Origin of the sequence: Flavobacterium sp. NKUCC04_CG, from assembly GCF_019345525.1 — a bacterium.
In the GTDB taxonomy this organism is placed as follows: Bacteria; Bacteroidota; Bacteroidia; order Flavobacteriales; family Flavobacteriaceae; genus Flavobacterium.
The window spans coordinates 149,712-172,610 of sequence record NZ_JAHKRA010000007.1; the positions used below are offsets into that span (position 1 = coordinate 149,712).

Sequence of the window (22,899 nt, forward strand, 5' to 3'; positions counted from 1 at the left end):
AGTCTTGTTCCTTTTTACGTGTTAGGGCGAATACACGTATGTGCGAATGGGCATATAGGCTTTTAGTTGCCTATACGCTGATATGCAAATGGGCGTATCAGCATATAGGCCTATGCCTATAGGCGTATCAGCCTAACAAAGAATGTCTCGTCATTACCGCTGGTTTTTCCAATCCCATCAAATCCAATATGGTAGGAGCGAGATCGCCCAATACACCGTCTTGAATGTGTTTGATGTCGTTGTCAATTAAAATAATCGGCACGGGGTTGGTGGTATGTGCGGTGTTTGGACTTCCATCAGCATTATACATGGTTTCGCAATTGCCGTGATCGGCTAAGACAATGGTTGTATATCCGTTTCTTATAGCGGCTTCCACAACGCCTTCTACGCATTTATCAACGGCCTCACAGGCCTTAATTGCCGCTTCCATAATACCGGTATGGCCAACCATATCGCCATTGGCAAAATTTAGACATACAAAGTCTACTTCGCCTTTGTCCAATTCGGGGATTAAAGCGTTTTTGAGGTCGTAGGCGCTCATTTCGGGTTGCAAATCGTAAGTAGCAACTTTGGGTGAGGGACATAAAATACGTTGTTCTCCTTCAAAGGGTACTTCTCTTCCTCCCGAAAAGAAAAAAGTTACATGAGGGTATTTTTCCGTTTCGGCAATTCGAATCTGTTTTTTGTGGTTGCGTTCGAGTATTTCTCCGAGCGTTTCCGTTAGATTGTCTTTGTCGTACACCACATGGATGTTTTTAAAACTGTCGTCATAATTGGTAAGCGTTACAAAATACAGCGGCAGTTTGGTCATTCCAAATTCCTTGTAATCTTGTTGCGACAGTACTGCGGTTAATTCTCTTCCGCGATCGGTTCTAAAATTAAAAAACAAAACTACATCTCCTTCTTGTATGGTGGCAACGGGCTTGTCGAACTCATTCGTCATGATGAGGGGTTCTAAGAACTCGTCTGTAATGTTGTTGGCATAACTGTCTTGAATGCTTAACACGGCATTTTTACAGGGCATTCCGATGCCTAAGGTAAGCAAGTCATAAGCTTTTTTTACGCGTTCCCATCGCTTATCTCGGTCCATGGCGTAGTACCTTCCTATTACAGAGGCCAGTTGTCCAGTGGATTTATCCATATGACGCAACAATTCGGCTATATGATGCGCACCCGACTTGGGGTCCACATCGCGTCCGTCGGTAAAAGCATGTACGAATACATCCTTTAAACCGGCTTCATTTGCCGCGTCGAGTAGTCCGTATAAGTGTTTCTCATGCGAATGAACCCCACCGTCGGAAACCAATCCAAGTAAATGTACCTTTTTTTGATTTTCCTTCGCATATCGAAAGGCGTCTTGAAGTACGGGTTCTTTTGCAATTGAACCGCTTTCCACGGCCAAATTTATTTTCACTAAATCTTGATAAACAATACGACCTGCTCCCAGATTCATGTGACCCACTTCTGAATTTCCCATTTGTCCTACAGGTAAACCTACGTTTAGACCGTCGGTCATGATCGAGGCATTGGGATATTTGGTATACAAGCTATCTATAAAGGGAGTGTGTGCTTTTTCAATGGCAGAAACCTTGGGGTCTGGTGATTTTCCCCAGCCATCGAGAATCATTAAAATTACTTTTTTATTCATGTTGTTGGAAAACTAGTAGTTAGTGAATACAAAAATACGCAACCTAAAGTAATTATACTTAATTAAATATTAGAATGTTAAAAAAACGAAAATCTATGTTATTTATAGTGGTTGGTATTGATTTGTTTTTATATTTACGTTTTTAAAACTAAATGCAAAGGATAGAATGACAACGTATTACAGACTTTTACCACTAGCTTTGGTGGTTGTATTCGCTTTTAAATGGATGGATACCGACAAGCTAAAAAACAGCGCAGGCGCAATAAACACAGTAAAAAATAAGGTTGAACATATAGAAAATAAAGAGGTTACTTTTGATGAGGTTGCCCTTTCGGCTTACCATACTTTAAATACTAAAACATTTTCTGCTCCTTCATTAGAAAGTTTTAAAGAAGCCTTAAGAGGTTTTAAAAAAATGAAGAAAGAGGGGATCATCAAAAAAGATGTGTTGACAATTATTGATTTTAGTTTATCATCAACTCAAAAACGCATGTGGATTATCGATATGGTAACCAATGAAGTTTTGTTGCAAACCGTGGTTTCTCACGGTAAAAATAGCGGTTCAGAGTTTGCACAAAAATTCTCTAATGCCACCAATTCCTTTATGAGCAGTATTGGTTTTTATAAAACTGGCGAGTCTTATACTGGAAAACACGGATTTTCACTGCGATTAGACGGTTTGGAAAAAGGGGTTAACGATAATGCTCGAAACAGAGCTGTCGTAATTCACGGTGCCGATTACGCCTCGGAAAATTTAGCCAAACAACAAGGTCGATTGGGAAGGAGTTTAGGATGTCCGGCTGTTCCTTTGGAACTGAGAACTCAAATCATCAATTTGATTAAAGAGGAGTCTTGTTTGTTTATTTATTATCCGAACCAAGATTATCTCAAACAGTCCTCTTTTTTGATCTAAAAAGAAAAGTAAATAAAACCATAATGTAGTGTTTTTAATGTGAATACCCCAGCCTATTACTCGTTATAGACTGGGGTATTCTTATTTGAAATCGTTAGTTTTAAAAAAGATTAATTTAATTTTGCCGCTAATTCATCGTCAAGTTTATAGATGTCGGAACGAAACTGTATGCCGTCTTTAGTGTTCCAGGCCGTCCAATAAAACTGATGAATTTGTATGGTTTTCTTCAATGGAATATGCTGTGTTTTTTCCGTTTTTACAATAGCTTCTATCTTGGATTTATTGTAAGCATTATTTTCTGTTTTAAGGATATAGTCTGCCAAATCAAAAGGATTTTGTACTCGAATACAACCCGAACTCAAATCCCGATCGTCTTTATTAAAGTTGTTGGTATTGTTGGTATCGTGTAAATAAACCATATGATTGTTTTTAAAGTCAAATTTGATACGACCTAAAGAATTGGATTTACCTGGTTTTTGCACATAACGATAACTCGAAGCGCGTTCGGGATTCCAATCTTGAGCGCTCACCTCATTGCCTTTGTTGTCGTAAATGGTAAAACCTCGACTGGCAAAATAACCTCTGTTTTTGGTGGCAGCTGGGGTCAAATCGTTTTTTAATATCGTCGGTGGTACCGTCCACGTTGGATTGATGACCAATCCGCTGAATTTAGACGATAAAACCGGTGTTCTTCTAGCCGATTTACCCACAATCACTTTGTGTCGCTGTATAGTGTCTCCATTGGAAACAGCCACTAAACTGTAATCGGGAATATTAACCAAAACATAGTCCGTCCCCAAATCGCGTGGATACCATCTCCAACGTTCTAAATTGGCCAGTATTTGATTGATGTTTTGCGTTTTAGTATGGTTTAAGGCCAAGACAGTTTCTTTGTCCAATAAACCGGTTTCGTCTAATCCGTTTCTACTTTGAAAACGCTTAAGACCCGCTTCGGCTTCCGCATTAAAGCGTGCACTGGCTTCTTCGGGTTTTAAGTCGCCCCAGTAAATCAATCGTTTTTTTAACTCTGCAACTTCCGGTAGCGAATCGTTGAGTTTGATTTTTCTGCCCGTTCCAAATTCGTCAAACGACTCGTCTGGCAAGGCTCTTAAAGTGCTTAAAGCCGTTCTTAATCCGTTGTAAATGGTGTTTTTTGGGCGTAAACTATCAAGCGATTGTGCTATGGCATTATTCTCCAAGGCCAAGTGCATAGTAGCTCCGGTGTTTATTTTCTTAGGGTCAATATCCCAGTCGTTATACAATTTGCGCGGATCCAATCGTCCGTTGTATAAATCGTTTGAGACCTTAAAAAAACTTTCGGAAAATAAGATGTCCGTTTGCACTTTTTCAGGGTCTGTTATCTTTGCATAGACACCGTTGTTTTTTCGTAATGTTGGTAAATCATAAGGCGTGTCATTCAAACCATCTTCATGTATCTTTTCAATCGATTCAATTAAAGCTTCTCGGTTAGACACTTCGGCCCAAACGGTTTTAAATTGATTATATCTGTAAAAACGTTGTAGCTCCGCCGATTTGTCTTTTAATAAAAGACTGTCAAAGGCTATTGCCGCTACAGCATCAATAGGCGACAACTCTATGCTGTCGTTGGTAACTACACTAACGGGGTGTTTTATTTTTTGGCAACTGATTAAACTAAAATACGTAAAACTTAGAATCATAAAATATTTCATAGACACGTCATTTTTTATCTAAAATAATCAAAAAATCCGAATAATAAGCTATGTTGTGTTTGAAATTTTGTGTATTTAACGTCATTTATGTGAAATAACTATTGTAAATTTCAGTTCGGTGCTATTCCTATTTTGGAAATCGATCACCAACCGTTTGTTAAAAAATAATAAGTATTTGATAGCTGTATAGAATCGTTTAGTTTTGCAACTTCAATTATTGATTTTCATGCAAAAAAAATACCTTTTAGTACTGAGTTTATGGAGTAGTTGCTGTGCTTTTGCTCAGGAAAAACCAACGCGTATTGCTGTTGATACTGCGGCTATTTCAGAGATAGTAATCTATGAAACGCGACTTCAATTATCGAGTTCTTTAAAGAATCGAAATCTTCAAATCGTAGATAAGGAGCAAATCAAAAAATTACCCGTTCGGTCTTTAAACGAATTGCTGGCCTATGTAGCCGGTGTAGATATCCGTCAACGAGGCCCTTTTGGAACCCAAGCGGACTTGAGTATTGATGGCGGTAGTTTTGAGCAAAACCTCGTCTTGCTAAACGGTCAAAAAATTAGCGACCCTCAAACCGGACACAACAGTTTAAATATTCCTGTTCCCATGGAGGCTATTGAGCGCATTGAGGTAGTTCGAGGACCTTCGGCACGGCTATATGGTGTTAATAGTTTAACTGGTGTCGTGAATATTGTGACTAAAAACCCACAAAAAAATGGACTATTTGCCCATGTATATGGCGGAAGTAGTTTTGAGAAAGATAGCGAAACCGGACAAGACGACTACTTTAATGGTCGCGGTTTTCAGTTGGGTGGTTCCTGGGTAGAAAAAAAGCACAATCATCTGATTTTTGGAAGCCAAGAATCGGGTAATGGTTACCGATACAATACCGATTTTCACAACAGTAAATTGTTTTATCAGGGGAATATTCAGCCCAACGATCACAATACCTTGATGGTTTTAGGCGGATTGGTTCGCAGTTCGTTCGGGGCCAATGGCTTTTATGCTGCGCCCATAGATAAAGAAGCCAAAGAAATTGTCAATACCTATTTGCTGTCGTTGAGTTCTAAACACTTATTGTCCGATGCCTTAACCTTGTCGCCGAGTATTGCGTACCGATATAACTACGACGACTATCGCTTTTATAGAAACGATTTAAGCAAAGCGAGAAGTCAGCACTATTCCAATGCATTAACAGCAGATGTAAAAACCAATTATCAAACCGAATACGGTGTGCTTGCAATGGGAGCAGAGATGCGTTATGAAGAAATCAATTCAAGTAATATTGGAGAGCACAGCCGTTCTAACTACGGTTTGTTTGCCGAATTCAAACGCGAATTTTTTAATCGGTTAGACGTGAATGCCGGTGTTTATGTCAATTATAATTCGGCATTCGGTTGGCAAGTTTTTCCGGGTGTCGATGCCAGCTATCGACTAAGCGAACAGTGGCAAGCGCTTTTTAGTTTTGGAAGCAGTCAGCGCATACCGTCGTTTACCGATTTGTATCTAAATCAAAAACCCAATTTGGGAAACCCACATTTAAAACCGGAATCTGCGTATCAAGTTGAAGGGGGAGTCCGATTTAAAGCGAATAATTTCTCGGCAAATGCCTTTTTATTTTATAGAGATATCGATCAATTTATCGACTGGGTTCGTGCAGATGAAACCCTATCTTGGCAAACCGATAATGCCAGCTCCAACAGAACTACAGGATTCAATACTTCGGCAAAGTACCGTTGGAATCGGGCGGTAGCCACTTGGGATTTTGGATTGGGATACACCTACCTTTCCCCGAAAATAGCAGCACCCTCTGGATTGTCTAAATATACGGTCGAGAGTTTTAAGCATCAGATTGTAACCACCATTAACTACAGCCATAAAAAATGGTCGGTCATGTTGGCGAATCGCTATAACGAACGCTTATCGTATAAAAGCTACTTTTTAACCGATGCTCGCGTTGGATTTGATCTTAAGAAATATCAGCTTTATCTCGATGCACAAAACATTTTTGACGTTACTTATGTAGAAGCCGGAGCAGTACCCATGCCGGGACGCTGGTTTACGCTAGGTGTTAAATTCAATACCATGTAAACTTGTTTTGGGCGCGTCTGCATCAGGGGACTTATGCAGTCCCATGATGCAGTCGGGCTCTGTGTTTCAATCTTTTTTACGCCCGCTTCAAAAAGGATTTCCACGGCGATCCCTCGCGCAAATGCATGTCTATAATAAACTGTATAAGGGATTGGTGTGTTTAGTCGCGTATGCGAATACCGCGCTTATTAATGGAGAAATTCTTATAGTCGATTTCGACCTGGGCTTCCCCATCTTCAAAACTACTGGCGTAGTCAAATTGTAGCGGAATCACCACCTTGCCTGTATTGTTGATGTATCCAAATTTTTCACCGTTGGAAACCAAAGCAAGTCCTTCAGAAAAATCGCCGACATAGTTATAAGTAGCGGGAATTACTTTAGTTCCCAACACATTGAAAAATCCCCATTTGTGCAATTCCATAAAGGGAATCATTCCCTCATTACTCGTGTGGAGTTCGTCGTATATATAGGGAATAATCAATTGCCCCTTGTCGTTAATAGCGCCTTGTTGTTGTTTGTAACTCACTATCGCTATACCATCGGAAAAAGATTCAATTTGGAAAAAAGACGGTTCAATAATGATTTTATCCAAAGTATCGCGTATACCAAATAGGCCTAGTTTTTGATCTTGATACCAATGATAACCGTTGCTAAATGCAAAGGCAGGGTCGTTTTGTACGTCGATAACCTCTTGCTCGTCTAGAAATTCGTCTTCATTATATTCGAGTATTTGGTAATTCAGCGGAATCTTAAAAATACTTAGTGGAACTTGGATTTCGCTAATAATTTTGGCTTGAATACCCATTTCTTGTTCAAAATTGGAGGTAATCTCTAGGGCAGCACCCGGAATACGGTCCAGATAAGAGTATTGTCCCCAAACAATACTGGGTAGTGTTTCATCATACCAAATGTTGATGCCTATTGTTTCTGTATTGTCAAACGTTATGGATGCTCGTTTGCAAGTGCGTCCGGCTATGATTTTGGTGTCGGCGAAAAAAGCTATTTTTAAATGTTCGTTATTGGTGTCGGTTTCTTCTAGTGTGTTGATACTGTGTGATTTTACAGGATAACTCGGATAGGCATTTTGTGCCAAACTATCAATGATATAAGCCGTGTTTTCTATATAATTAGATATATAAACCCTTTTGAGGAATCCATTTTCTTCGACTCTCAAATAATTTTTATTTGCGTAAACAGTCATTAAAAAATTATTCTCATTTTGGCTAAAAGCCTCGAGTGCCTGGTTTAAAAGTGCTTGGTCACCTTTGACATCAATTTCAGAACTATTTGTGTTATTTCGATAAAAAGAGTAGTCGATTTTGACGACTTTCTCTTTAGGATCTAAAGGACCTGCCATGATCCAAATAGGGGTAAAAACGAGCAATATTATTACACGTAAATTCATTCGAAATAAGGAGTTGTAAAAGTGAGTTTCAGCTGGCAAATGTAGTTGATAATTTCATACAAAAGCCAGCTGGTTTTAATTTTTTTTAATCATTGTTGCTGCAGCTTGTGATTTGGGAAAAAGGGTTATATCAGCCAGTTGAACATGCTCGGGTTGTGAGAGCGCATAAAAAATAGCGTTGCCAATATCCTCTGGCGTCAACGGTATATATCCCTGATAAACTTGAGCCGCTCGTTGCTCGTCTCCCTTAAAACGCACGGCTGAAAATGCGGTTTCCACTGCACCTGGAGCCACGTTAGTCACCTTAATTCCCCGTTCCAGTAAATCCATTCGCAATCCTTTGCTGATGGCTTCAACTGCTGCCTTGGAGGCACAATAAACCGTGCCGTTGAGATAGGTTTCTTTACCTGCTATTGATGACAAATTCACAATATGTGCATCATGGCTGTGTTCCATTAAAGGCAGTACCGCTTTGGTAACATAGATAAGCCCTTTGATATTGATGTCAATCATCGCATCAAAATCGTCGAGGTCGGCATCTTGAAAACGGTCTAAACCGTGTGCGTTACCGGCATTGTTAATCAAAACATCAATCGTTTGCCACTGTTGAGGTAGCGAAGCTATGGCACTAAAAACGGCCTTTCTGTCGCTTACGTCAAAGGACAGGGTATGAATTTCTGTAAAACGGCCGAGTTCTTGCTTTATTTTTTCTAGTTGTTCGGTTCTTCGACCACATAAAATCAGTCGGTAGTCTTGGGCAAGTATTCTTGCTGTTGCAGCGCCAATTCCTGAAGTTGCGCCGGTAATCAATGCGGTTTTCATAATATTAGATTGTTTTAAAAAGCCTTTAGGTAGCTTTAAATTACCCAGTGTTGTTGTGCGATAAAAAGTATTGGGAGTTTACAATACGGTCTGTCTTAAACCTTGTAGTAAACACAACCAAAGATAATTGAAAAAAGAGGATTCTTTCATTCTGTCGACTTGTTTAATCTGGGTTTCTTTGGTTACTCCCTTGGTGTCGTTTCGGATCACCAAATTGCCTAAAGCCGATAGTAATTTTCGTTTTTTCTCACCATCTTTTTTGTATAAAGTCATCTTTAAATCGCTGTATTTCATACCGAAATCGCCTATGGCGTAGTCGTCGTTACCGCTAAAATTAAAAGTAACCAAGTCTAGGGTTCCTTCTGCAGAAGCTTTGACATAAGGTTTTAAAAAGGCATTCATTGAAATTGCAGGGAAATTGGTTATTTTTCCTTGTATATTAAATCGTTCCCTACGGTTCATAATATCAAAAGTCCACACTACATGTAGCGGAGCCGCTTTCATAAAAATAGCATCGACAACAATTTCCGTTTTCGGTGTTTTGGTACGGCCATAACCGCTATAGACATTTTTGATATTTGCATTAAAATTGCTAAAGGTCAATTTGCCCGGAGCTATGGCTTTATCATCAACTTCTTCGTATTCGATTTGTGCACGAACAATTTGTATTTGTGGTATTTCTAAACCAAATTTCAAATCGCGTAGCTTTTTGCTATACATTTTACTCGGACTCATGTCGGGTGGAGGAACGGTATTTCTAAATATATTGGCAAATACCTCGTTTAAAACCACTTTTTCCGTTTTTAAATAAAAGGTTTCTTTGGCGTCAAATCCCCAATCGAAGTTTTTAAGTAGTATTTTTTTAGTGTGAATCGTATAAATATCATCGGCTAACTTAAACATTTTTACATGTTGCGCTCTAGAATACTTCGACTTCATATCGATGTTGGCAATTTCTAGATTTTTATCTACTATTTTTATTCCATTGGAATACACATCGTAAAAGCGGCCGGTATTGTAATGAATTTTTCCCGTCGATAATCGCGGTGATTGGTAGGTAAACGGCACTTTGTTTTTTACGGTTTTATCATCAATGCGAATTTGACTTAAAGACATATTGAAGTCGGCCACTTCCAAGGTGTTTTTTTTGCCTTGTAGGTCTTTCATCGCATACTGTGCATTTTCAATCTTAAGGGATTCAATTTCTATGACGTCGTCCAAAATTTCCAATCGATTTTCCTGTGAGGGTTGGTTACTACCTTTCTTTGGAAAATGAGTGAAAACAGGATTTTTTAAAAGTACTTCTTCAATGTGTAAATGTTGAAATTCGCGATTAGATATTTTTGAAATTTGAATATTGACATTTTGTACATCAAGAATCTTAAGTGAGTTAAACGACGATTTTTCGATTTGGATTTGATCGATATCCACTCGAAAAGGAATCAACGGTTGTATCACTTGCTCAGCCTGTTTTTTAGCTGCTTGAAACACCGTTTGTTTCTTTTGATCTAAGATTTTAAAATTGATGGAATCGATTTGGATATTGCCAATTTTTAAAAAGAATTTGTTGTCTAGATATCCCCAGTCTGTGCCGGTTAATCGCAATTTGGGTACTACTACGTCCATACGTGTATTTGATGAAGTAGTTTGGTTTTTAAACGTTGTTCGGTCGATATCGGGTATGATTCGAAATTGATCCAGATCTAAGTGAGTTGGATCAACCGTAATCGCTTGGGTTTTGATGTGCTGAAATTCATTGAGTTTGCTAAATACCGAATCACAGCGAATTTTAAAGTTGGTATAAGTAAATGGTATGTCTTTGTCTTGAGTGTATTTGCCGAGATGGACGCCATCAACTTCAAGATTGATGTTATAGAGTTCCTGAAGGCGCTCTTGTCCGTCGGTCGTCATCATTTTCAGGTGAGCGTTTTTTAAGCTGATTCGACTGATGTCGATCACGCTTCCTAATTTCGATTTGGTTTTGGTGGTATCGCGTTGTTCGGGTTTGAATACGGTGATGTCCGGCCCAATGATAGCGATTGTAGATGCTTTTAAATTGCGGTTTTGAAAAAGCTCCTTAAAATTTACGCCAATCAAACTGATTTTGTCGACAGTACCTAAGAAGTCGATGTCTTTTTTGATGCTTACTCCAGGTTTGGGAGTCACTTCGATGTCCTCGATGCTTAGGCTGTTGTTGAAAATCGAAAAACTGAGATTGCCATATTTAAAGTCGTATGCCGTGTCATTTCGCGATTCTATAATTCGAGGTAATTGTGTTTTTATAAATACATTCACACCAAAGTGAATCAGTAAAACAAACGCGAATATACCTCCAACTATATAAACTGTTTTTTTTAAGCTGTTTGACATCTTCATAAGGTGCGACGATTAGGGAAAGGGTAATTAATGTTTTATTAAATGCACTTAAATATCGTGATAATTTTTAATATAAAGATTGTTTTATTACCGATTTGATTGTTGTCGAATTAACGAATAACCAATTTGTATTTCTGTAATAATCCTTGAAGCCCTTTTTGTGAGAATATAGCTTTCTCTAGTTTTGTTTTTTCGGGATCGATGGTATAGTTGTAGCTGCTAAAAAAATCGGCTTTATTGGCGATGGACTCGGTAAAAACAGCTAAGTGTAAGTCGCAATGGTCAAACAATACTTCTGTCAGATCTGTTTTCATGAAATCGGCACTGATTAAGCTGCAATTGATAAACGTCATGCGTTTCATTTTAAGACCGTAAAATTGCGTGAAATCCATATTGCAGTCGGTAAAGCGGTAGTCATATAAAACTTGGTCTGTCATGGCAAAATTAACACTGGTCAATTGACAACCGATAAAATCGCAATTTCTAAGCGCAACATAATTGATTTTCGCTTCGGTAAAATTGCAACGAGTAAAGGTACAATCGCTAAATACGACACCGAGGTATTCACAACGACTTAAATCGCAATTTTCAAAAGTGCAATTTTCAAATTCCTTAAATTGTATTTCGCCTTCGGTAAAGTGGTGGTTTTTGTAATTTTGGTCGTAAATATAGTCGGTCAGCATTTTTTTATACAAAGATAAGTTTATAAAACAAAAAAACCGCCTCCTGATATAGAGACGGTGTATAAACTGAACGAATAACTAGATTTGTGTTAAGTATTGTGAGGCAGAATAACCTTCGACCCCTTGTTCATTTCGAATTAAATACCAATCGTTATCGTATTTACTCAATAGCGTAACTATGGAATTGTGTGCCGATTTACCCAATAACGGTTGGTCTTTTCCCGGTCCTTTGCGAATGTTTAAGTTCGAATTGGCCGTAGTGACCTTTAATTGGGTAGCATGGGGATCAACCCCAACATTGACGTTCAAGATTAAATCACCGGATCGGAAATCGGGATCAATTTCATTATAGAGGTTCCATAATTTATCTTTGGTTGCGCCAGTACTCGCTTCACCGTCAATATATAAAACGGCATCTTGTTCGCGTACCTGCAAGTTACGTACAGATTCCGACTGTGCAGCCTGAATTAATTTCGCATATTTTTCTTGTAGACTCATAAGTTCTCGATTGAAGGTTTGTTCTATTTAATCTGCAATTGATTTTCAACCTTTTTAGGATGAGTAGCATTTACAGCTTGCATCAATTCGGGCAATACTTTTCTTTCAACCGAACCGGTTAAAGTGACAATTCCATCTTTTACTGTAGCATGTACATTTGGAAAGCTGCTTAACACGGTTTTTAAATCGCTGTTTAATTGGTCGTCTGCATGTATAATAATCGCCTCTGGCGAAGGTATAGCTGGTGCTTGTGCAAGGCTCGTTTGATCGTCAACTGATTTGATTCCCGCAGTTGCCTTGATGTCTTTTAATGTTTTTTCACGCGCGGCTTCATCTGTGAATACACCGCTTATTGTGGCAACACCGTCTTTAACCATAACGTTTACACCGGCATCCAACGTCTTTTCAATCGTCATTTTTGCCGCTGCATCTTTCTCTGTCGAAGATTTACATGAGGTTGCTATAGCCGCAACCATCAATAGTCCGATACTTAATTTTTTTGCATTCATAGGAGTTTCTTTTTGGTTAGTTTTTATCTAATTTAATAAAAAAAAGAATTTATTGTAAAAAACGTCTTAAAAATTAACAATTATTTAATGTATCAAAGAGGGCTTTTAAGGCTAAAAATAAGCAGGATAGCGTGAGAATGTTTAGTCTTATAAGGGATGACTGTTATTGTTTTTAATCGTTGTTGCGGTGTATTGGGTTTAAGATGCAAGACAATGCCTAAATGGTAAAGCGGCGGTAAATAGAATGGGGATGTAACTGGATTTTATAAACTGACCGATTTATGATTGGAGGGTACAAATGCGAACTACAGTAAAAATAATCAAGCTGTCGATAAATCGAAAAGGAGGTGTAAAAATAACAGGACCGGAATAAACCGATCCTGTTTGTAATTTTTTATTCGATAATATGCGGTACAAATCGGCTTTTATCGGTGGTAATCATGCGGTCGCTTTCGCGAAAAGTGATTCCACAAGCTTCTTGACCAATAATCCAACTTCCAATTATGGAATAACCGGAGTGTTCTTTGTGAAGCGATGCTAATTCTTGACAGATATAACCCTCTTCACCATAATCACCGGGTGTGGCTTCGATAATTTTACCGTTTATATACAAGGTTACGTTGGCGCCTTCTCTTGAAAGCAATGGTTTTTTAACGTAGTTAACGAGGTTTTTAGGCTCGTCTATATAGGTTTCTAAAAGCAATGGGTGATTGGGGAAAAGTTCCCATAAAATCGCTAAAATCGCTTTGTTTGACAAGATCATTTTCCAGGACGGTTCAATCCAATTGGCCTGATCAACATCGTTTGGAATATGTAATGCAAAGGCTTCTTGTGTCATCCATTCCCATGGATATAGCTTAAAGATGTCGGTGATGGTTTCTTCTTCTAAATCGACAAAATTAAGACCGTTCCAGCCCAAGTCGTCCAAATAAATCAATTTGGTTTTAATACCGGCTTGTATAGCACAGTCGCGTAAGTATTCCAAATTGGTTAAATCTTCTAAGGTTTCTCTAAGGCAAGTGAAATGTAGGGTATGGCCTTTGAGATACGGTTTTAGCTCCTTCCATGTTGCAATTAATCGATCGTGAACCGAGTTGAATTGGTCGGCTTTTTTACCAAAATAATGTTGCATCCAATGCCATTGAATAACACCAGTTTCAAAAAGTGAAGTAGGGGTGTCGGCATTGAATTCGAGTACCTTTAATTGTTTTTTAATATCGTCATAGGCAAAATCGAAACGACCATATATACTCGGAGCATCATTTTCCCAGCCTTGTTCAATATGTTCGTGCATAAAGATGGGAATATGGAAATGGTGATATAAGCGGTTGCTAATGACGTGGTCAACCGCTTTCAGGCACATATTCCATAGGGTATTTGTAGCTTCGGCAATTTCATCTGCCAAGGCTGGACTAATCGAGTAGTAATAGTTTTCAACCCAATACGTTTGATCACCGTCGGTATGGTATCCGAAGCCTGTTTTTTCCAAACGTTCTTGCCAGTGACTATCAGCACTGATATGTTTTATTTTCATAGTGTTTTTTATGAAGAAGCCGAAGATTTGGCCGATGAACCAAATCCACCTCTAGCGGTTTGGGCTTTCATGGCGTTGTTTTTGGCTGTATTGGTACCCACATTGGATTTGGCTGCAATACCGTTGCTCATATAGCCGTTTCCTCCCATCATCGGACGAAAAGCCATATACCACAATAGGGCACTACCCATTCCAAAGTTACTGTTGTTTTTAGAATATTCTTGGGTAACCTCCGTATAAGGCGCAGAACTATCTGCCCTCATATAGACTTTTTGTTTCTCTTCTTGTTGCGGTTTGGAACAAGAGGCTAAAGCTGAAGTAATCAGGATTAGCGAAACCATTTTGCTGCTTTTTCTTGTGCTCATTATTCTACAGTTACATAAATAGGGGTTTTGGTCATATCGATACCCTCGTTCGCAGCATCATTACTCCAACTACTTACTTTGGTAGCCGTTTTAATAGTGTCTATTCGTGTGGCGATAATTTCGTTGTTCGCCCATATCTTTTGACTGCTGATATGTAGGGTAGTATCTCCGGCAACAACCGTTTTTAAAACGACTTCGCGGGCAGCGGATTTATCTAGTGATTCCAATTTGTCTTCACCAGCATTATTACAGGCTGTTAAGGTTAATCCCAAAAGGAAAAAGGCGTATATATTCTTCATTGTCTGATAAATAAAAAGTGTTTTTATAAAAACTGGAACAAAGTTTGAAATTTTTTTTAAAGAATCCAATAAAAAACCACTAGAACAAGTGCTTTTTAGCACTAAATAAAACTTAAAATTATCCGTATCACCTAAATAAACGTATTTTTGAGGCAAAGCTTCTTTTATGGATAGAATTGCGATTTTGAAAATTGATGAGTTAAATGAAAATAATTTGGGTAATGATTTTTACGCCAATACCATTCCCAATCATTTAATCAGTAATCACAGCCGCATTGAGAAACCGCATAAACACAATTTTTATGCTACTATACTCTTTACCAAAGGTACGGGCGTACATGAAATCGATTTTAGCGTTTATGACGTCCGACCCGGAAGTGTTTTTTTACTAGCACCCGGTCAAACCCACAGTTGGGAATTATCAGAAGATATAGACGGCTTTATATTTTTCCATACTCAAGAGTTTTTCGATATGGTTTTTGTGCGCGAGCGCATTCGAGAGTACCCGATTTACACATCGGTATACCATTCTTCGGCAATTTATATTTCGGGTTCTTTTTTACAACACATTTCGCAATTGTTTGAACAAATCCTATTGGAATATAAAAGCAGCCAATGGAAAAAACATCAATTGATTTTGAATATTTCTTCTCAGCTGTATATTGAACTCAACCGTTTTGCTATAGCAGAGGAAGATTTCCCAAGCGCACACTTTAGTCAGTATAATTTTCGTTTTTTGGAATTTGAAGACTTGTTGGAAACCCACTTTTTAAAGGTTAAGTCTCCAGCTCAATATGCAGATTGGTTACATATTACCCCAAAGCACCTCAACCGCATCACTCGGAGTTTGGTCAACAAAACGACTACCGATATCATTTTGGAAAGAGTCGTACTCGAAGCCAAACGCATGTTGATCTATACCGGTAAAAGTTTTAATGAAATTGCCAGTTTACTCGGCTATGAGGATTATTCCTATTTCTCAAAATTGTTTAAAAAACGCTCTGGCGAAACACCACGCGATTTTTTAAAGCGATACGAATAGTTATAAGTAAAAAAGCTATCTAAGAGATAGCTTTTTTTTAATGCACGGGTGGAGGGATTCGAACCCCCATCAACGGTTTTGGAGACCGCTATTCTACCCTTGAACTACACCCGTTTCTGTTTTTCAGTGGGCAAATATAATAAATTTAATACGACAATTCCTACTCTTCTTTGTAAAAGACATTAAGCCACATAATGCGCGACATCTTGTAATTAAAGGCAGAGAGCAAGAAAGCAACTATACAAATGCTGATAAAGATTTGAATAAAAGTCAGTTTAAATATTAGACCTAAGACAATTACGCTAACCATTTCTGCTACGGTTAAAGCATAACTCATATACATAGCACCTACATAAAAACCGGTTTCCCTGTGAAAAGAATAGTCACAATTATCACATTTCGGTTTCATTTTAGGCATCTTGAACAAGAAGGGATTCCCATTATCAGTAAACAATTTTGTTTTACCACAATTGGGACAGGTACCGCTGATTACTTTTTTTAAATAGGACATACTGTATATTTTTATGCAAATTTCGGGATTTATTATGGATATAGCTAGTATTTAATGTTGCACGTTTTGGTCTTATTCGGACATTTTTATATAATGGTGTTTTTCGGGTTTGCCATAATTGGGTTTTGATTCTAGTGAAATAAAGAAGCTAAAGTGTTTGTGGAAACGATCGCCCTTTCTAATTTAATATCCGTTTTTTCAGCGTTTAGGTATGGGTCGATATCAAACGATACAGCAAGTTAGTAAAAATGTTAGTCTTGCAGTCGGCTAAATAAAATTAAGACGATTCCGTGTTCTAAATTTATTGGCTTTGGATGGGACTTCTAATCTTTAAGGGCAGCTTATTTTGTTCTATTAGGCGTTTTTCTTGTTTATTTTTGTTAACTTAGTTGATTGATATCTAAGTAAATAAGTTTAAATGATAACTGTATCTTTAAGTTGCCTTTACTGTTGAAATTAGAATTATGAGCTGCGAAAATTTACAAGAAACCCTATCTTTTTACGGTGTCCATTGCCAGGAGCCATATTATATATCGTCAGAAAATCCGATATCTCAATTTCAGAAACATCCTTTCCGGATGGATTTTTATGCTATTTGTTTGTGTACACGAGGAAGTATTCAAATAAATGTTGATAGTAAGCAATACCGAATTAGTGCAAAAGGTTTATTGATATCGGCTCCTTCTACAGTTATTAGATTCTTAAATAGCACTAAGGATTTTAGAATGCAATTGCTTTTTTTTGATAAAAATTTTTTGCTAAAAAATATAACAAATCCCTTTTTCATCGAAAAATTAGACTTATTTCAAAACACCTCCTTTAGCGTAATTCAATGCTCAGAAATTAATTCGAATAGACTTTCAAAACTATTTGACTATTTATTGGAAACCGCGCGTAGAACCGGACATTTTATCGATGATTTAGTACGAACTGTCATTTTTAATTTGTTATTGGAATTGGCACAAGTTGTTGGCGGAGAACTGGAGTCAGACCGGGGTTCTTGCAATGGAAATAATTTGTTTTTAAAGTTTAAACAATTGGTACAAGAAGATGTCGGAGGACATAAGGATGTGACCTATTATGCTGAACAATTGTTTATTACTAATAAATACCTTATTAAAGTGGTAAAAGCTGCATCAGGTAAAACGCCTCATCAAATCATTGATGAACAACTGCTTAAGGAAGCATTTGTGCTGTTGAGTAATCCTGAACTCAATTTTACAGCCGTAGCCTATCAGCTTAACTTCAGTTCTGTTTCTGCTTTTGGGCGTTTTTTCCGTAAGTATGCGGCTTGCTCTCCCTCTCAATATAGGAAACAACAGCACTTGTGAACAAGTGAAATTAAGTAGCATTTAGGCGAGTTTGAGTTTGTTTTAATTGTCTGATTATCAGTAAATTTAATTATTAACTCAAAAGCTAAAGTTATGAAAAAGGTCACTGAAAAATTCGAGAAAATTTTAAAGACATCTCCAGAATATGGACATGTAAATCACCAACCAGACTCTAATAAAGAAAGGCAACTGAATACTCCGAAAAAGGCGATGCCCTTTGCAGATCAAATTGGAAATTACCAGCGCAATAAGGGAATTCCGTCAAAATCTTATGAAAACAGTAAAATATATATTGTAGGAACAGGTATTGCCGCTATGTCTGCCGCTTACTATTTTATTAGAGATGGTCAGGTTCCTGGCAAAAACATCATTTTTTTAGAGCAATTGCAAGTTGACGGTGGTTCATTAGATGGCGCTGGGAATACAGAAGAGGGCTATATCATTCGCGGTGGTCGGGAAATGGACATGACCTATGAAAATTTATGGGATATATTTCAGGATATTCCCGCTTTAGAAATGCCGGCTCCTTATAGTGTATTAGACGAATATCGTATATTAAATGACAACGACTCCAATTATTCTATCGCTCGTTTGATTCACAACAAGGGAGAGGTAAAGGATTTTAGCAAATTTGGTCTCAGCAAACGCGATCAGATGGCTATAATTAAACTCTTGCTCAAGAAAAAGGAGGAACTAGATGATATTACCATTGAAGATTATTTTCAAGAATCTTTTTTAAAAAGTAATTTTTGGACGTTTTGGCGCACGATGTTTGCCTTTGAAAATTGGCATAGTTTATTGGAATTTAAACAATATATGCACCGTTTTTTACATGCGATCGACGGATTAAATGATCTTTCGGCTTTGGTGTTTCCAAAATACAATCAATACGATACCTTCGTTACGCCGCTCCGTAATTTTTTAAAGAAAAAAGGAGTGAGAATAGAGCTGGATGTGTTAGTCAAAGATTTGGATATCCATATGGATAGTAACGGGAAAACAGTGAAGGGAATTCTTATAGAAGAAAGGGGAAAAGATACCGTGATTCCGATAACAGCAAATGATTTTGTAGTGGTAACTACGGGTTCCATGACCGAAGATACTTTTTATGGTGACAACAAAAAAGCACCGCTTATTGCTATTGACAACAGCAGTAGTGGAAAAAGTGCGGGATGGATGTTGTGGAAAAATTTGGCAGCCAAGTCAGAGGTTTTTGGTAAGCCCGAAAAATTTTGTGGAAATATTGAAAAATCCGCTTGGGAATCGGCAACACTTACCTGTAAACCATCGGCTTTGATCAATCGATTAAAGGATTATTCGGTTAATGATCCCTATTCGGGGAAAACCGTTACAGGAGGAATCATTACCATCACCGATTCGAATTGGTTAATGAGCTTTACTTGTAATAGACAACCGCATTTTCCAGAACAACCCGACGATGTCTTAGTGTTATGGGTGTATTCTTTACTCATGGACAAAGAGGGGAATTACATCAAAAAATTTATGCCGGCTTGTACTGGTAATGAAATTCTAGCAGAGTTATGTTATCATTTGGGGATTATAGACCAATTGGACAATGTGGTTGAAAACACTATAGTCCGCTCAACCTTTATGCCATATATCACTTCAATGTTTATGCCAAGAGCAAAGGGAGACAGGCCTAAAATTGTTCCAAATGGATGTAGTAATTTAGGCTTGGTTGGACAATTTGTCGAAACCAATAATGATGTGGTTTTTACTATGGAAAGCGCCATTAGAACGGGAAGAATAGCGGTGTATGAATTGTTAAATCTCAACAAACAAGTGCCCGATATCAATCCCTTACAATACGATATTCGTCAGTTGCTGAAAGCAGCGCGAACCTTAAACGACGACAAGCCGTTTGCCGGAGAGGGACTGCTACGCCGCGTGCTCAAAGGCTCGTATTATGAACATATACTTCCAGTAGATGTAACTGAAAATCAGGATCAAGATTCGTTTTTATTGGATCAAATCAGCCGATTTAAGGATTGGCTCAAAGGAATTATCGGTTAAGATCGTCACAAAAAAATGGTGACGGGATTAATCGGGATTATATATAAACAGGTTGGAATCTTTTTAGAGTTCAACCTGTTTTTTTTAGAGACGTCATTGATTGCGCTTTTCCCATTACCCATTGTACAAAAGGTTGCTTGTTTTTTAAACTGCTGTAAGGATTGGAACTGTATATAATCACAGCAACTATTTTTACTTATTTTCTGAATGAAAACTAAAGTCATGAATGATTTTTAAGCTAAAAATCATATTAAAAATATGTACTTTTGCATCACTTGGATTTCAAGTGTTGGTCTTTAAATGAGTTGTTTTAATACGATGAAGTTGCCACACTTGTAGAGTGAAAAAGAAGAACTACCTATGGAAAACATTAAAGTTGTAGAATTATTTGCAGGAGTTGGAGGATTTCGTTTGGGATTGGAAGGATGGAAAAACTTATCTTCTACTTCCAATTATACAAAAAATTTAGATTCCCCTTATCAAGTGATTTGGAGTAATCAATGGGAGCCTTCTACCAAGATTCAGCACGCCTCTATGGTTTATGAATCGCGTTGGGATTCCCAAAATCACAGTAACGAAAATATCGAAGAGGTAGTTAAAGATTGTACGGTGATTCCCGATTGTGATATGTTGGTTGGTGGTTTTCCTTGTCAAGATTATTCCGTAGCTACCACTTTAAAGAATTCCAAGGGTTTGTTGGGGAAAAAGGGAGTGCTTTGGTGGTCTATTCATAAAATTCTTTCCGACAAAGAACAAAAACCAAAATATTTGTTTTTAGAAAATGTTGATCGATTGTTGAATTCGCCGTCCAAACAACGCGGTCGCGATTTTGCCATTATTTTACAGAGTTTAAACGAGTTGGGATATATCGTTGAATGGCGCGTTATCAATGCGGCAGATTACGGATTTCCGCAACGTCGAAGAAGAACGTTTATCCTGGCTTACCATCATACCACTTCCATTTACAAAAAAATCAAAGCGGGTTCGCCTTCTCAATGGATATTAGACAAAGGAACTATAGCCGATGTTTTTCCGGTTGTGCAAGCTGCAAAGACCAATACGACTGAATTTAAGCTAGAAGAAGATATCGTGGCTGTTTCTGAGGGATTTAATCCTAGTGGTAAAAAAACGCCTTTTGAAAATACGGGTATTATGATTGATGGTGTGGTTACTTCTATGAAAACCGTTTCGAATTACGATGGTGAATATGTTTTACTGAAAGATGTGGTTATCGATGTGAAAAACGTTCCAGCACCGTACTTTATAGCTGAAGAAGATTTGCCTAAATGGAATTATTTAAAAGGTGCAAAAAAAGAAATTCGAAAAAATGCAACCGGTTTTGAATATAATTACAGTGAAGGCGGAATGATATTTCCCGATCCATTAGAAAAAGCATCTAGAACAATCATCACGGGAGAAGGAGGGAAGTCGGCTTCGCGATTTAAACACGTGATTACTACTCCAAAGGGATTGCGTAGGCTTACTCCCATAGAATTAGAACGTTTGAATATGTTTCCAGATGAGCATACTTATATCGATAAAATGACCGATACCAAAAGAGCCTTTTTTATGGGCAATGCGTTGGTCGTGGGGGTTATAGAAGAAATAGGAAAATCATTACTGAATAAAATATAAGTAAAAGGGCGTTTGTAACGCTCTTTTTTATTTGAAAAAATCCAGACCACAACTCCTTTTTTTTTGAAAATAAAATAGGGTATTTGGCTTATATTTACTGTATTAACAATTTAACATGTACAATCCTTCCGATAAAAACAGCATCGTATCTTTTGCGCAAAAATTGCTCAACCGCTGCCTATTGGACTGTATCGAAAAAACCGCAGCTGAAGACTTATACAAGGGTAAAGGCAGTTTTGGTCAAATATTGGAAAAACACTATTTTGGATACGATTTAAATTCCGATTCCGAACCCGATTTCCCTACTGCGGGATTGGAGCTGAAAACTGCGCCACTAAAAACTTTAAAATCGAAACAGTATCGTTCCAAGGAGCGCTTGGTATTAAATATAATCAATTATATAGATGTCGTTGAGGAAAGCTTTGAAACGAGTTCGTTTTTAAAAAAGAATGCGCAGATTTTACTGGTCTTTTATTTGCACGAACCCGAAAAAACGGTATTGGAATACCAAGTCAAATTAGTAGGTGAGTGGAGTTTTCCGCAAACCGATTTGGAAATTATTCGCAACGATTGGAATTTTATAGTAGAAAAAATTAGAGCGGGTAAGGCTCATGAATTATCCGAGGGCGACACCTTTTATTTAGGGGCTAGTACCAAAGGAGCCAATGCCAGTTCGTTGAGAGCGCAACCCTTTAATGAAAAACGCGCTATGCAAAGGGCATTTTCGTTTAAGCAAGGTTATGTCAATCACGTCATTGCTACTTTAGCGGGAGAATCCAAACCCCAATACGGAAAATTGTTAACAGCACTTGCCGCTAAGACCAAAACCATTGAGGCGGTTGTTTTGGGCCGCTTACAGCCTTATTACGGTAAGACTATTGCTAAAATCATAGCAGAGACTGGAGTGGCACTCAATGTTACAGCCAAAAATTTCACAGCTAGTTTTACGAATCTCTTATTGGGTATAGAACTGGACAAACAAATAGAAGAATTCGAAAAAGCCGAAATCATCGTTAAAACACTGCGATTAGATGAGCGTAATTTACCTAAAGAATCCATGTCTTTTCCCAATTTTAAATATGAGGAAATCATCCATTTGCATTGGGATAATTGCGACTTTAAACAGATTTTAGAGCATAAGTTTCTATTGGTGTTCGTCAAATACAACGGCGACGAATTGTATTTCGATAAGGCAGTTTTTTGGAACATGGAACAGCTTCATATTCGGGAAGCTCAACGGGTGTGGTTGGCAACCCAAGCATTGGTTAGCGAGGGTTCGATTGTTAAAGAAATTAAAGGGGGAAGGCGATATACCCATTTTCCGACTAAAGCTTTTAGTGCGGTAGCGCATGTGAGGCCTCATGCTTTAAATGCAGACGATACCTATCCTTTGCCCGTTCCCGATCGACAAACAGGACTAACCGCCTATACCAAACATTGTTTTTGGCTCAACAACGATTTTATTAGAGACGAGATTTATTTAAAATCATAAATTCAGTAAGCGCTAT

At 37.9% G+C, this 22,899-nt stretch carries 19 protein-coding genes and 1 tRNA gene; 7 read left to right on the forward strand and 13 right to left on the reverse strand.

Features of this window, described 5'->3' with window-relative positions:
- Positions 1-127: 127 nt before the first annotated feature.
- Positions 128-1,648: a 2,3-bisphosphoglycerate-independent phosphoglycerate mutase gene (gpmI, locus tag KO524_RS07650; protein WP_219292595.1), complete on the reverse strand. Its 1,521-nt coding sequence runs from the start codon at positions 1,646-1,648 to the stop codon at positions 128-130.
- Between the two features lie 166 nt (positions 1,649-1,814).
- On the opposite strand from gpmI, the gene KO524_RS07655 reads away from it, so the two are divergent.
- A complete protein-coding gene (locus KO524_RS07655; protein WP_219292597.1) occupies positions 1,815-2,561 on the forward strand; it encodes a murein L,D-transpeptidase catalytic domain family protein in 747 nt (248 codons plus the stop codon).
- A gap of 110 nt (positions 2,562-2,671) precedes the next feature.
- Here KO524_RS07655 and KO524_RS07660 read toward each other — a convergent pair whose 3' ends face one another.
- Positions 2,672-4,252 (reverse strand): murein L,D-transpeptidase, encoded by a 1,581-nt coding sequence (locus KO524_RS07660; RefSeq protein ID WP_219292599.1) that lies wholly within the window; start codon positions 4,250-4,252, stop codon positions 2,672-2,674.
- Between the two features lie 226 nt (positions 4,253-4,478).
- Here KO524_RS07660 and KO524_RS07665 point away from each other — a divergent pair, with 226 nt between their 5' ends.
- Positions 4,479-6,347, forward strand: a complete 1,869-nt coding sequence (locus tag KO524_RS07665; RefSeq protein WP_219292601.1) for a TonB-dependent siderophore receptor — start codon at positions 4,479-4,481, stop codon at positions 6,345-6,347.
- A gap of 160 nt (positions 6,348-6,507) precedes the next feature.
- Here the strand turns inward: KO524_RS07665 and KO524_RS07670 are convergent, their stop codons facing one another.
- The 9 genes from KO524_RS07670 to KO524_RS07710 all read right to left on the reverse strand — a co-directional run bounded on the left by KO524_RS07670 (position 6,508) and on the right by KO524_RS07710 (position 14,838).
- The gene (locus tag KO524_RS07670; protein WP_219292603.1) at positions 6,508-7,752 is read right to left on the reverse strand and encodes a WG repeat-containing protein; all 1,245 of its coding nucleotides are present in this window, start codon (positions 7,750-7,752) and stop codon (positions 6,508-6,510) included.
- Positions 7,753-7,827: 75 nt separating this feature from the next.
- Positions 7,828-8,574 (reverse strand): SDR family NAD(P)-dependent oxidoreductase, encoded by a 747-nt coding sequence (locus KO524_RS07675; RefSeq protein ID WP_219292605.1) that lies wholly within the window; start codon positions 8,572-8,574, stop codon positions 7,828-7,830.
- 78 nt (positions 8,575-8,652) lie between these two features.
- Positions 8,653-10,950 (reverse strand): hypothetical protein, encoded by a 2,298-nt coding sequence (locus KO524_RS07680; RefSeq protein WP_219292607.1) that lies wholly within the window; start codon positions 10,948-10,950, stop codon positions 8,653-8,655.
- Positions 10,951-11,060: 110 nt separating this feature from the next.
- A complete protein-coding gene (locus tag KO524_RS07685) occupies positions 11,061-11,633 on the reverse strand; it encodes a pentapeptide repeat-containing protein (protein WP_219292609.1) in 573 nt (190 codons plus the stop codon).
- A 78-nt stretch (positions 11,634-11,711) separates the two neighbouring features.
- The gene (locus KO524_RS07690) at positions 11,712-12,131 is read right to left on the reverse strand and encodes an SH3 domain-containing protein (RefSeq protein WP_219292611.1); all 420 of its coding nucleotides are present in this window, start codon (positions 12,129-12,131) and stop codon (positions 11,712-11,714) included.
- Between the two features lie 23 nt (positions 12,132-12,154).
- Complete coding sequence (locus KO524_RS07695) at positions 12,155-12,640, reverse strand: BON domain-containing protein (protein WP_219292613.1); 486 nt, start codon at positions 12,638-12,640, stop codon at positions 12,155-12,157.
- Between the two features lie 394 nt (positions 12,641-13,034).
- Positions 13,035-14,174: a glutathionylspermidine synthase family protein gene (locus tag KO524_RS07700; RefSeq protein WP_219292615.1), complete on the reverse strand. Its 1,140-nt coding sequence runs from the start codon at positions 14,172-14,174 to the stop codon at positions 13,035-13,037.
- Between the two features lie 8 nt (positions 14,175-14,182).
- Complete coding sequence (locus KO524_RS07705) at positions 14,183-14,539, reverse strand: hypothetical protein (protein ID WP_219292617.1); 357 nt, start codon at positions 14,537-14,539, stop codon at positions 14,183-14,185.
- A complete protein-coding gene (locus KO524_RS07710; RefSeq protein ID WP_219292619.1) occupies positions 14,539-14,838 on the reverse strand; it encodes a hypothetical protein in 300 nt (99 codons plus the stop codon). Before KO524_RS07710 ends, KO524_RS07705 begins: the two co-directional genes overlap by 1 nt.
- Before the next feature lie 166 nt (positions 14,839-15,004).
- Here KO524_RS07710 and KO524_RS07715 point away from each other — a divergent pair, with 166 nt between their 5' ends.
- The gene (locus KO524_RS07715; protein WP_219292621.1) at positions 15,005-15,880 is read left to right on the forward strand and encodes an AraC family transcriptional regulator; all 876 of its coding nucleotides are present in this window, start codon (positions 15,005-15,007) and stop codon (positions 15,878-15,880) included.
- A 43-nt stretch (positions 15,881-15,923) separates the two neighbouring features.
- Here KO524_RS07715 and KO524_RS07720 read toward each other — a convergent pair.
- Positions 15,924-15,994, reverse strand: a tRNA-Trp gene (locus KO524_RS07720).
- A gap of 46 nt (positions 15,995-16,040) precedes the next feature.
- On the reverse strand, positions 16,041-16,391 hold the full coding sequence (locus KO524_RS07725; RefSeq protein WP_219292623.1) for a DUF983 domain-containing protein: 351 nt from the start codon (positions 16,389-16,391) through the stop codon (positions 16,041-16,043).
- 464 nt (positions 16,392-16,855) lie between these two features.
- On the opposite strand from KO524_RS07725, the gene KO524_RS07730 reads away from it, so the two are divergent.
- The 4 genes from KO524_RS07730 to KO524_RS07745 all read left to right on the forward strand — a co-directional run bounded on the left by KO524_RS07730 (position 16,856) and on the right by KO524_RS07745 (position 22,883).
- Positions 16,856-17,722: an AraC family transcriptional regulator gene (locus KO524_RS07730; protein WP_219292625.1), complete on the forward strand. Its 867-nt coding sequence runs from the start codon at positions 16,856-16,858 to the stop codon at positions 17,720-17,722.
- A gap of 93 nt (positions 17,723-17,815) precedes the next feature.
- Complete coding sequence (locus tag KO524_RS07735) at positions 17,816-19,756, forward strand: oleate hydratase (protein WP_219292627.1); 1,941 nt, start codon at positions 17,816-17,818, stop codon at positions 19,754-19,756.
- A gap of 360 nt (positions 19,757-20,116) precedes the next feature.
- A complete protein-coding gene (locus KO524_RS07740; protein WP_219292629.1) occupies positions 20,117-21,391 on the forward strand; it encodes a DNA cytosine methyltransferase in 1,275 nt (424 codons plus the stop codon).
- 115 nt (positions 21,392-21,506) lie between these two features.
- Positions 21,507-22,883, forward strand: coding sequence for a Sau3AI family type II restriction endonuclease (locus tag KO524_RS07745; protein WP_219292631.1), 1,377 nt, complete (start codon positions 21,507-21,509; stop codon positions 22,881-22,883).
- Positions 22,884-22,899: the final 16 nt, after the last annotated feature.

Excerpts from the sequence above, each read along its gene's own strand:
- KO524_RS07660 (WP_219292599.1), bottom strand. The coding sequence starts at position 4,252 with ATGAAATATTTTATGATTCTAAGTTTTACGTATTTTAGTTTAATCAGT.
- KO524_RS07690 (WP_219292611.1), bottom strand. The coding sequence starts at position 12,131 with ATGAGTCTACAAGAAAAATATGCGAAATTAATTCAGGCTGCACAGTCG.
- KO524_RS07680 (WP_219292607.1), bottom strand. The coding sequence starts at position 10,950 with ATGAAGATGTCAAACAGCTTAAAAAAAACAGTTTATATAGTTGGAGGT.
- KO524_RS07685 (WP_219292609.1), bottom strand. The coding sequence starts at position 11,633 with ATGCTGACCGACTATATTTACGACCAAAATTACAAAAACCACCACTTT.
- KO524_RS07735 (WP_219292627.1), top strand. The coding sequence starts at position 17,816 with ATGAAAAAGGTCACTGAAAAATTCGAGAAAATTTTAAAGACATCTCCA.
- KO524_RS07715 (WP_219292621.1), top strand. The coding sequence starts at position 15,005 with ATGGATAGAATTGCGATTTTGAAAATTGATGAGTTAAATGAAAATAAT.
- KO524_RS07705 (WP_219292617.1), bottom strand. The coding sequence starts at position 14,539 with ATGAGCACAAGAAAAAGCAGCAAAATGGTTTCGCTAATCCTGATTACT.
- KO524_RS07730 (WP_219292625.1), top strand. The coding sequence starts at position 16,856 with ATGAGCTGCGAAAATTTACAAGAAACCCTATCTTTTTACGGTGTCCAT.
- KO524_RS07695 (WP_219292613.1), bottom strand. The coding sequence starts at position 12,640 with ATGAATGCAAAAAAATTAAGTATCGGACTATTGATGGTTGCGGCTATA.
- KO524_RS07700 (WP_219292615.1), bottom strand. The coding sequence starts at position 14,174 with ATGAAAATAAAACATATCAGTGCTGATAGTCACTGGCAAGAACGTTTG.
- KO524_RS07725 (WP_219292623.1), bottom strand. The coding sequence starts at position 16,391 with ATGTCCTATTTAAAAAAAGTAATCAGCGGTACCTGTCCCAATTGTGGT.
- KO524_RS07745 (WP_219292631.1), top strand. The coding sequence starts at position 21,507 with ATGTACAATCCTTCCGATAAAAACAGCATCGTATCTTTTGCGCAAAAA.
- KO524_RS07675 (WP_219292605.1), bottom strand. The coding sequence starts at position 8,574 with ATGAAAACCGCATTGATTACCGGCGCAACTTCAGGAATTGGCGCTGCA.
- KO524_RS07665 (WP_219292601.1), top strand. The coding sequence starts at position 4,479 with ATGCAAAAAAAATACCTTTTAGTACTGAGTTTATGGAGTAGTTGCTGT.
- KO524_RS07710 (WP_219292619.1), bottom strand. The coding sequence starts at position 14,838 with ATGAAGAATATATACGCCTTTTTCCTTTTGGGATTAACCTTAACAGCC.
- KO524_RS07740 (WP_219292629.1), top strand. The coding sequence starts at position 20,117 with ATGGAAAACATTAAAGTTGTAGAATTATTTGCAGGAGTTGGAGGATTT.
- gpmI (WP_219292595.1), bottom strand. The coding sequence starts at position 1,648 with ATGAATAAAAAAGTAATTTTAATGATTCTCGATGGCTGGGGAAAATCA.
- KO524_RS07670 (WP_219292603.1), bottom strand. The coding sequence starts at position 7,752 with ATGAATTTACGTGTAATAATATTGCTCGTTTTTACCCCTATTTGGATC.
- KO524_RS07655 (WP_219292597.1), top strand. The coding sequence starts at position 1,815 with ATGACAACGTATTACAGACTTTTACCACTAGCTTTGGTGGTTGTATTC.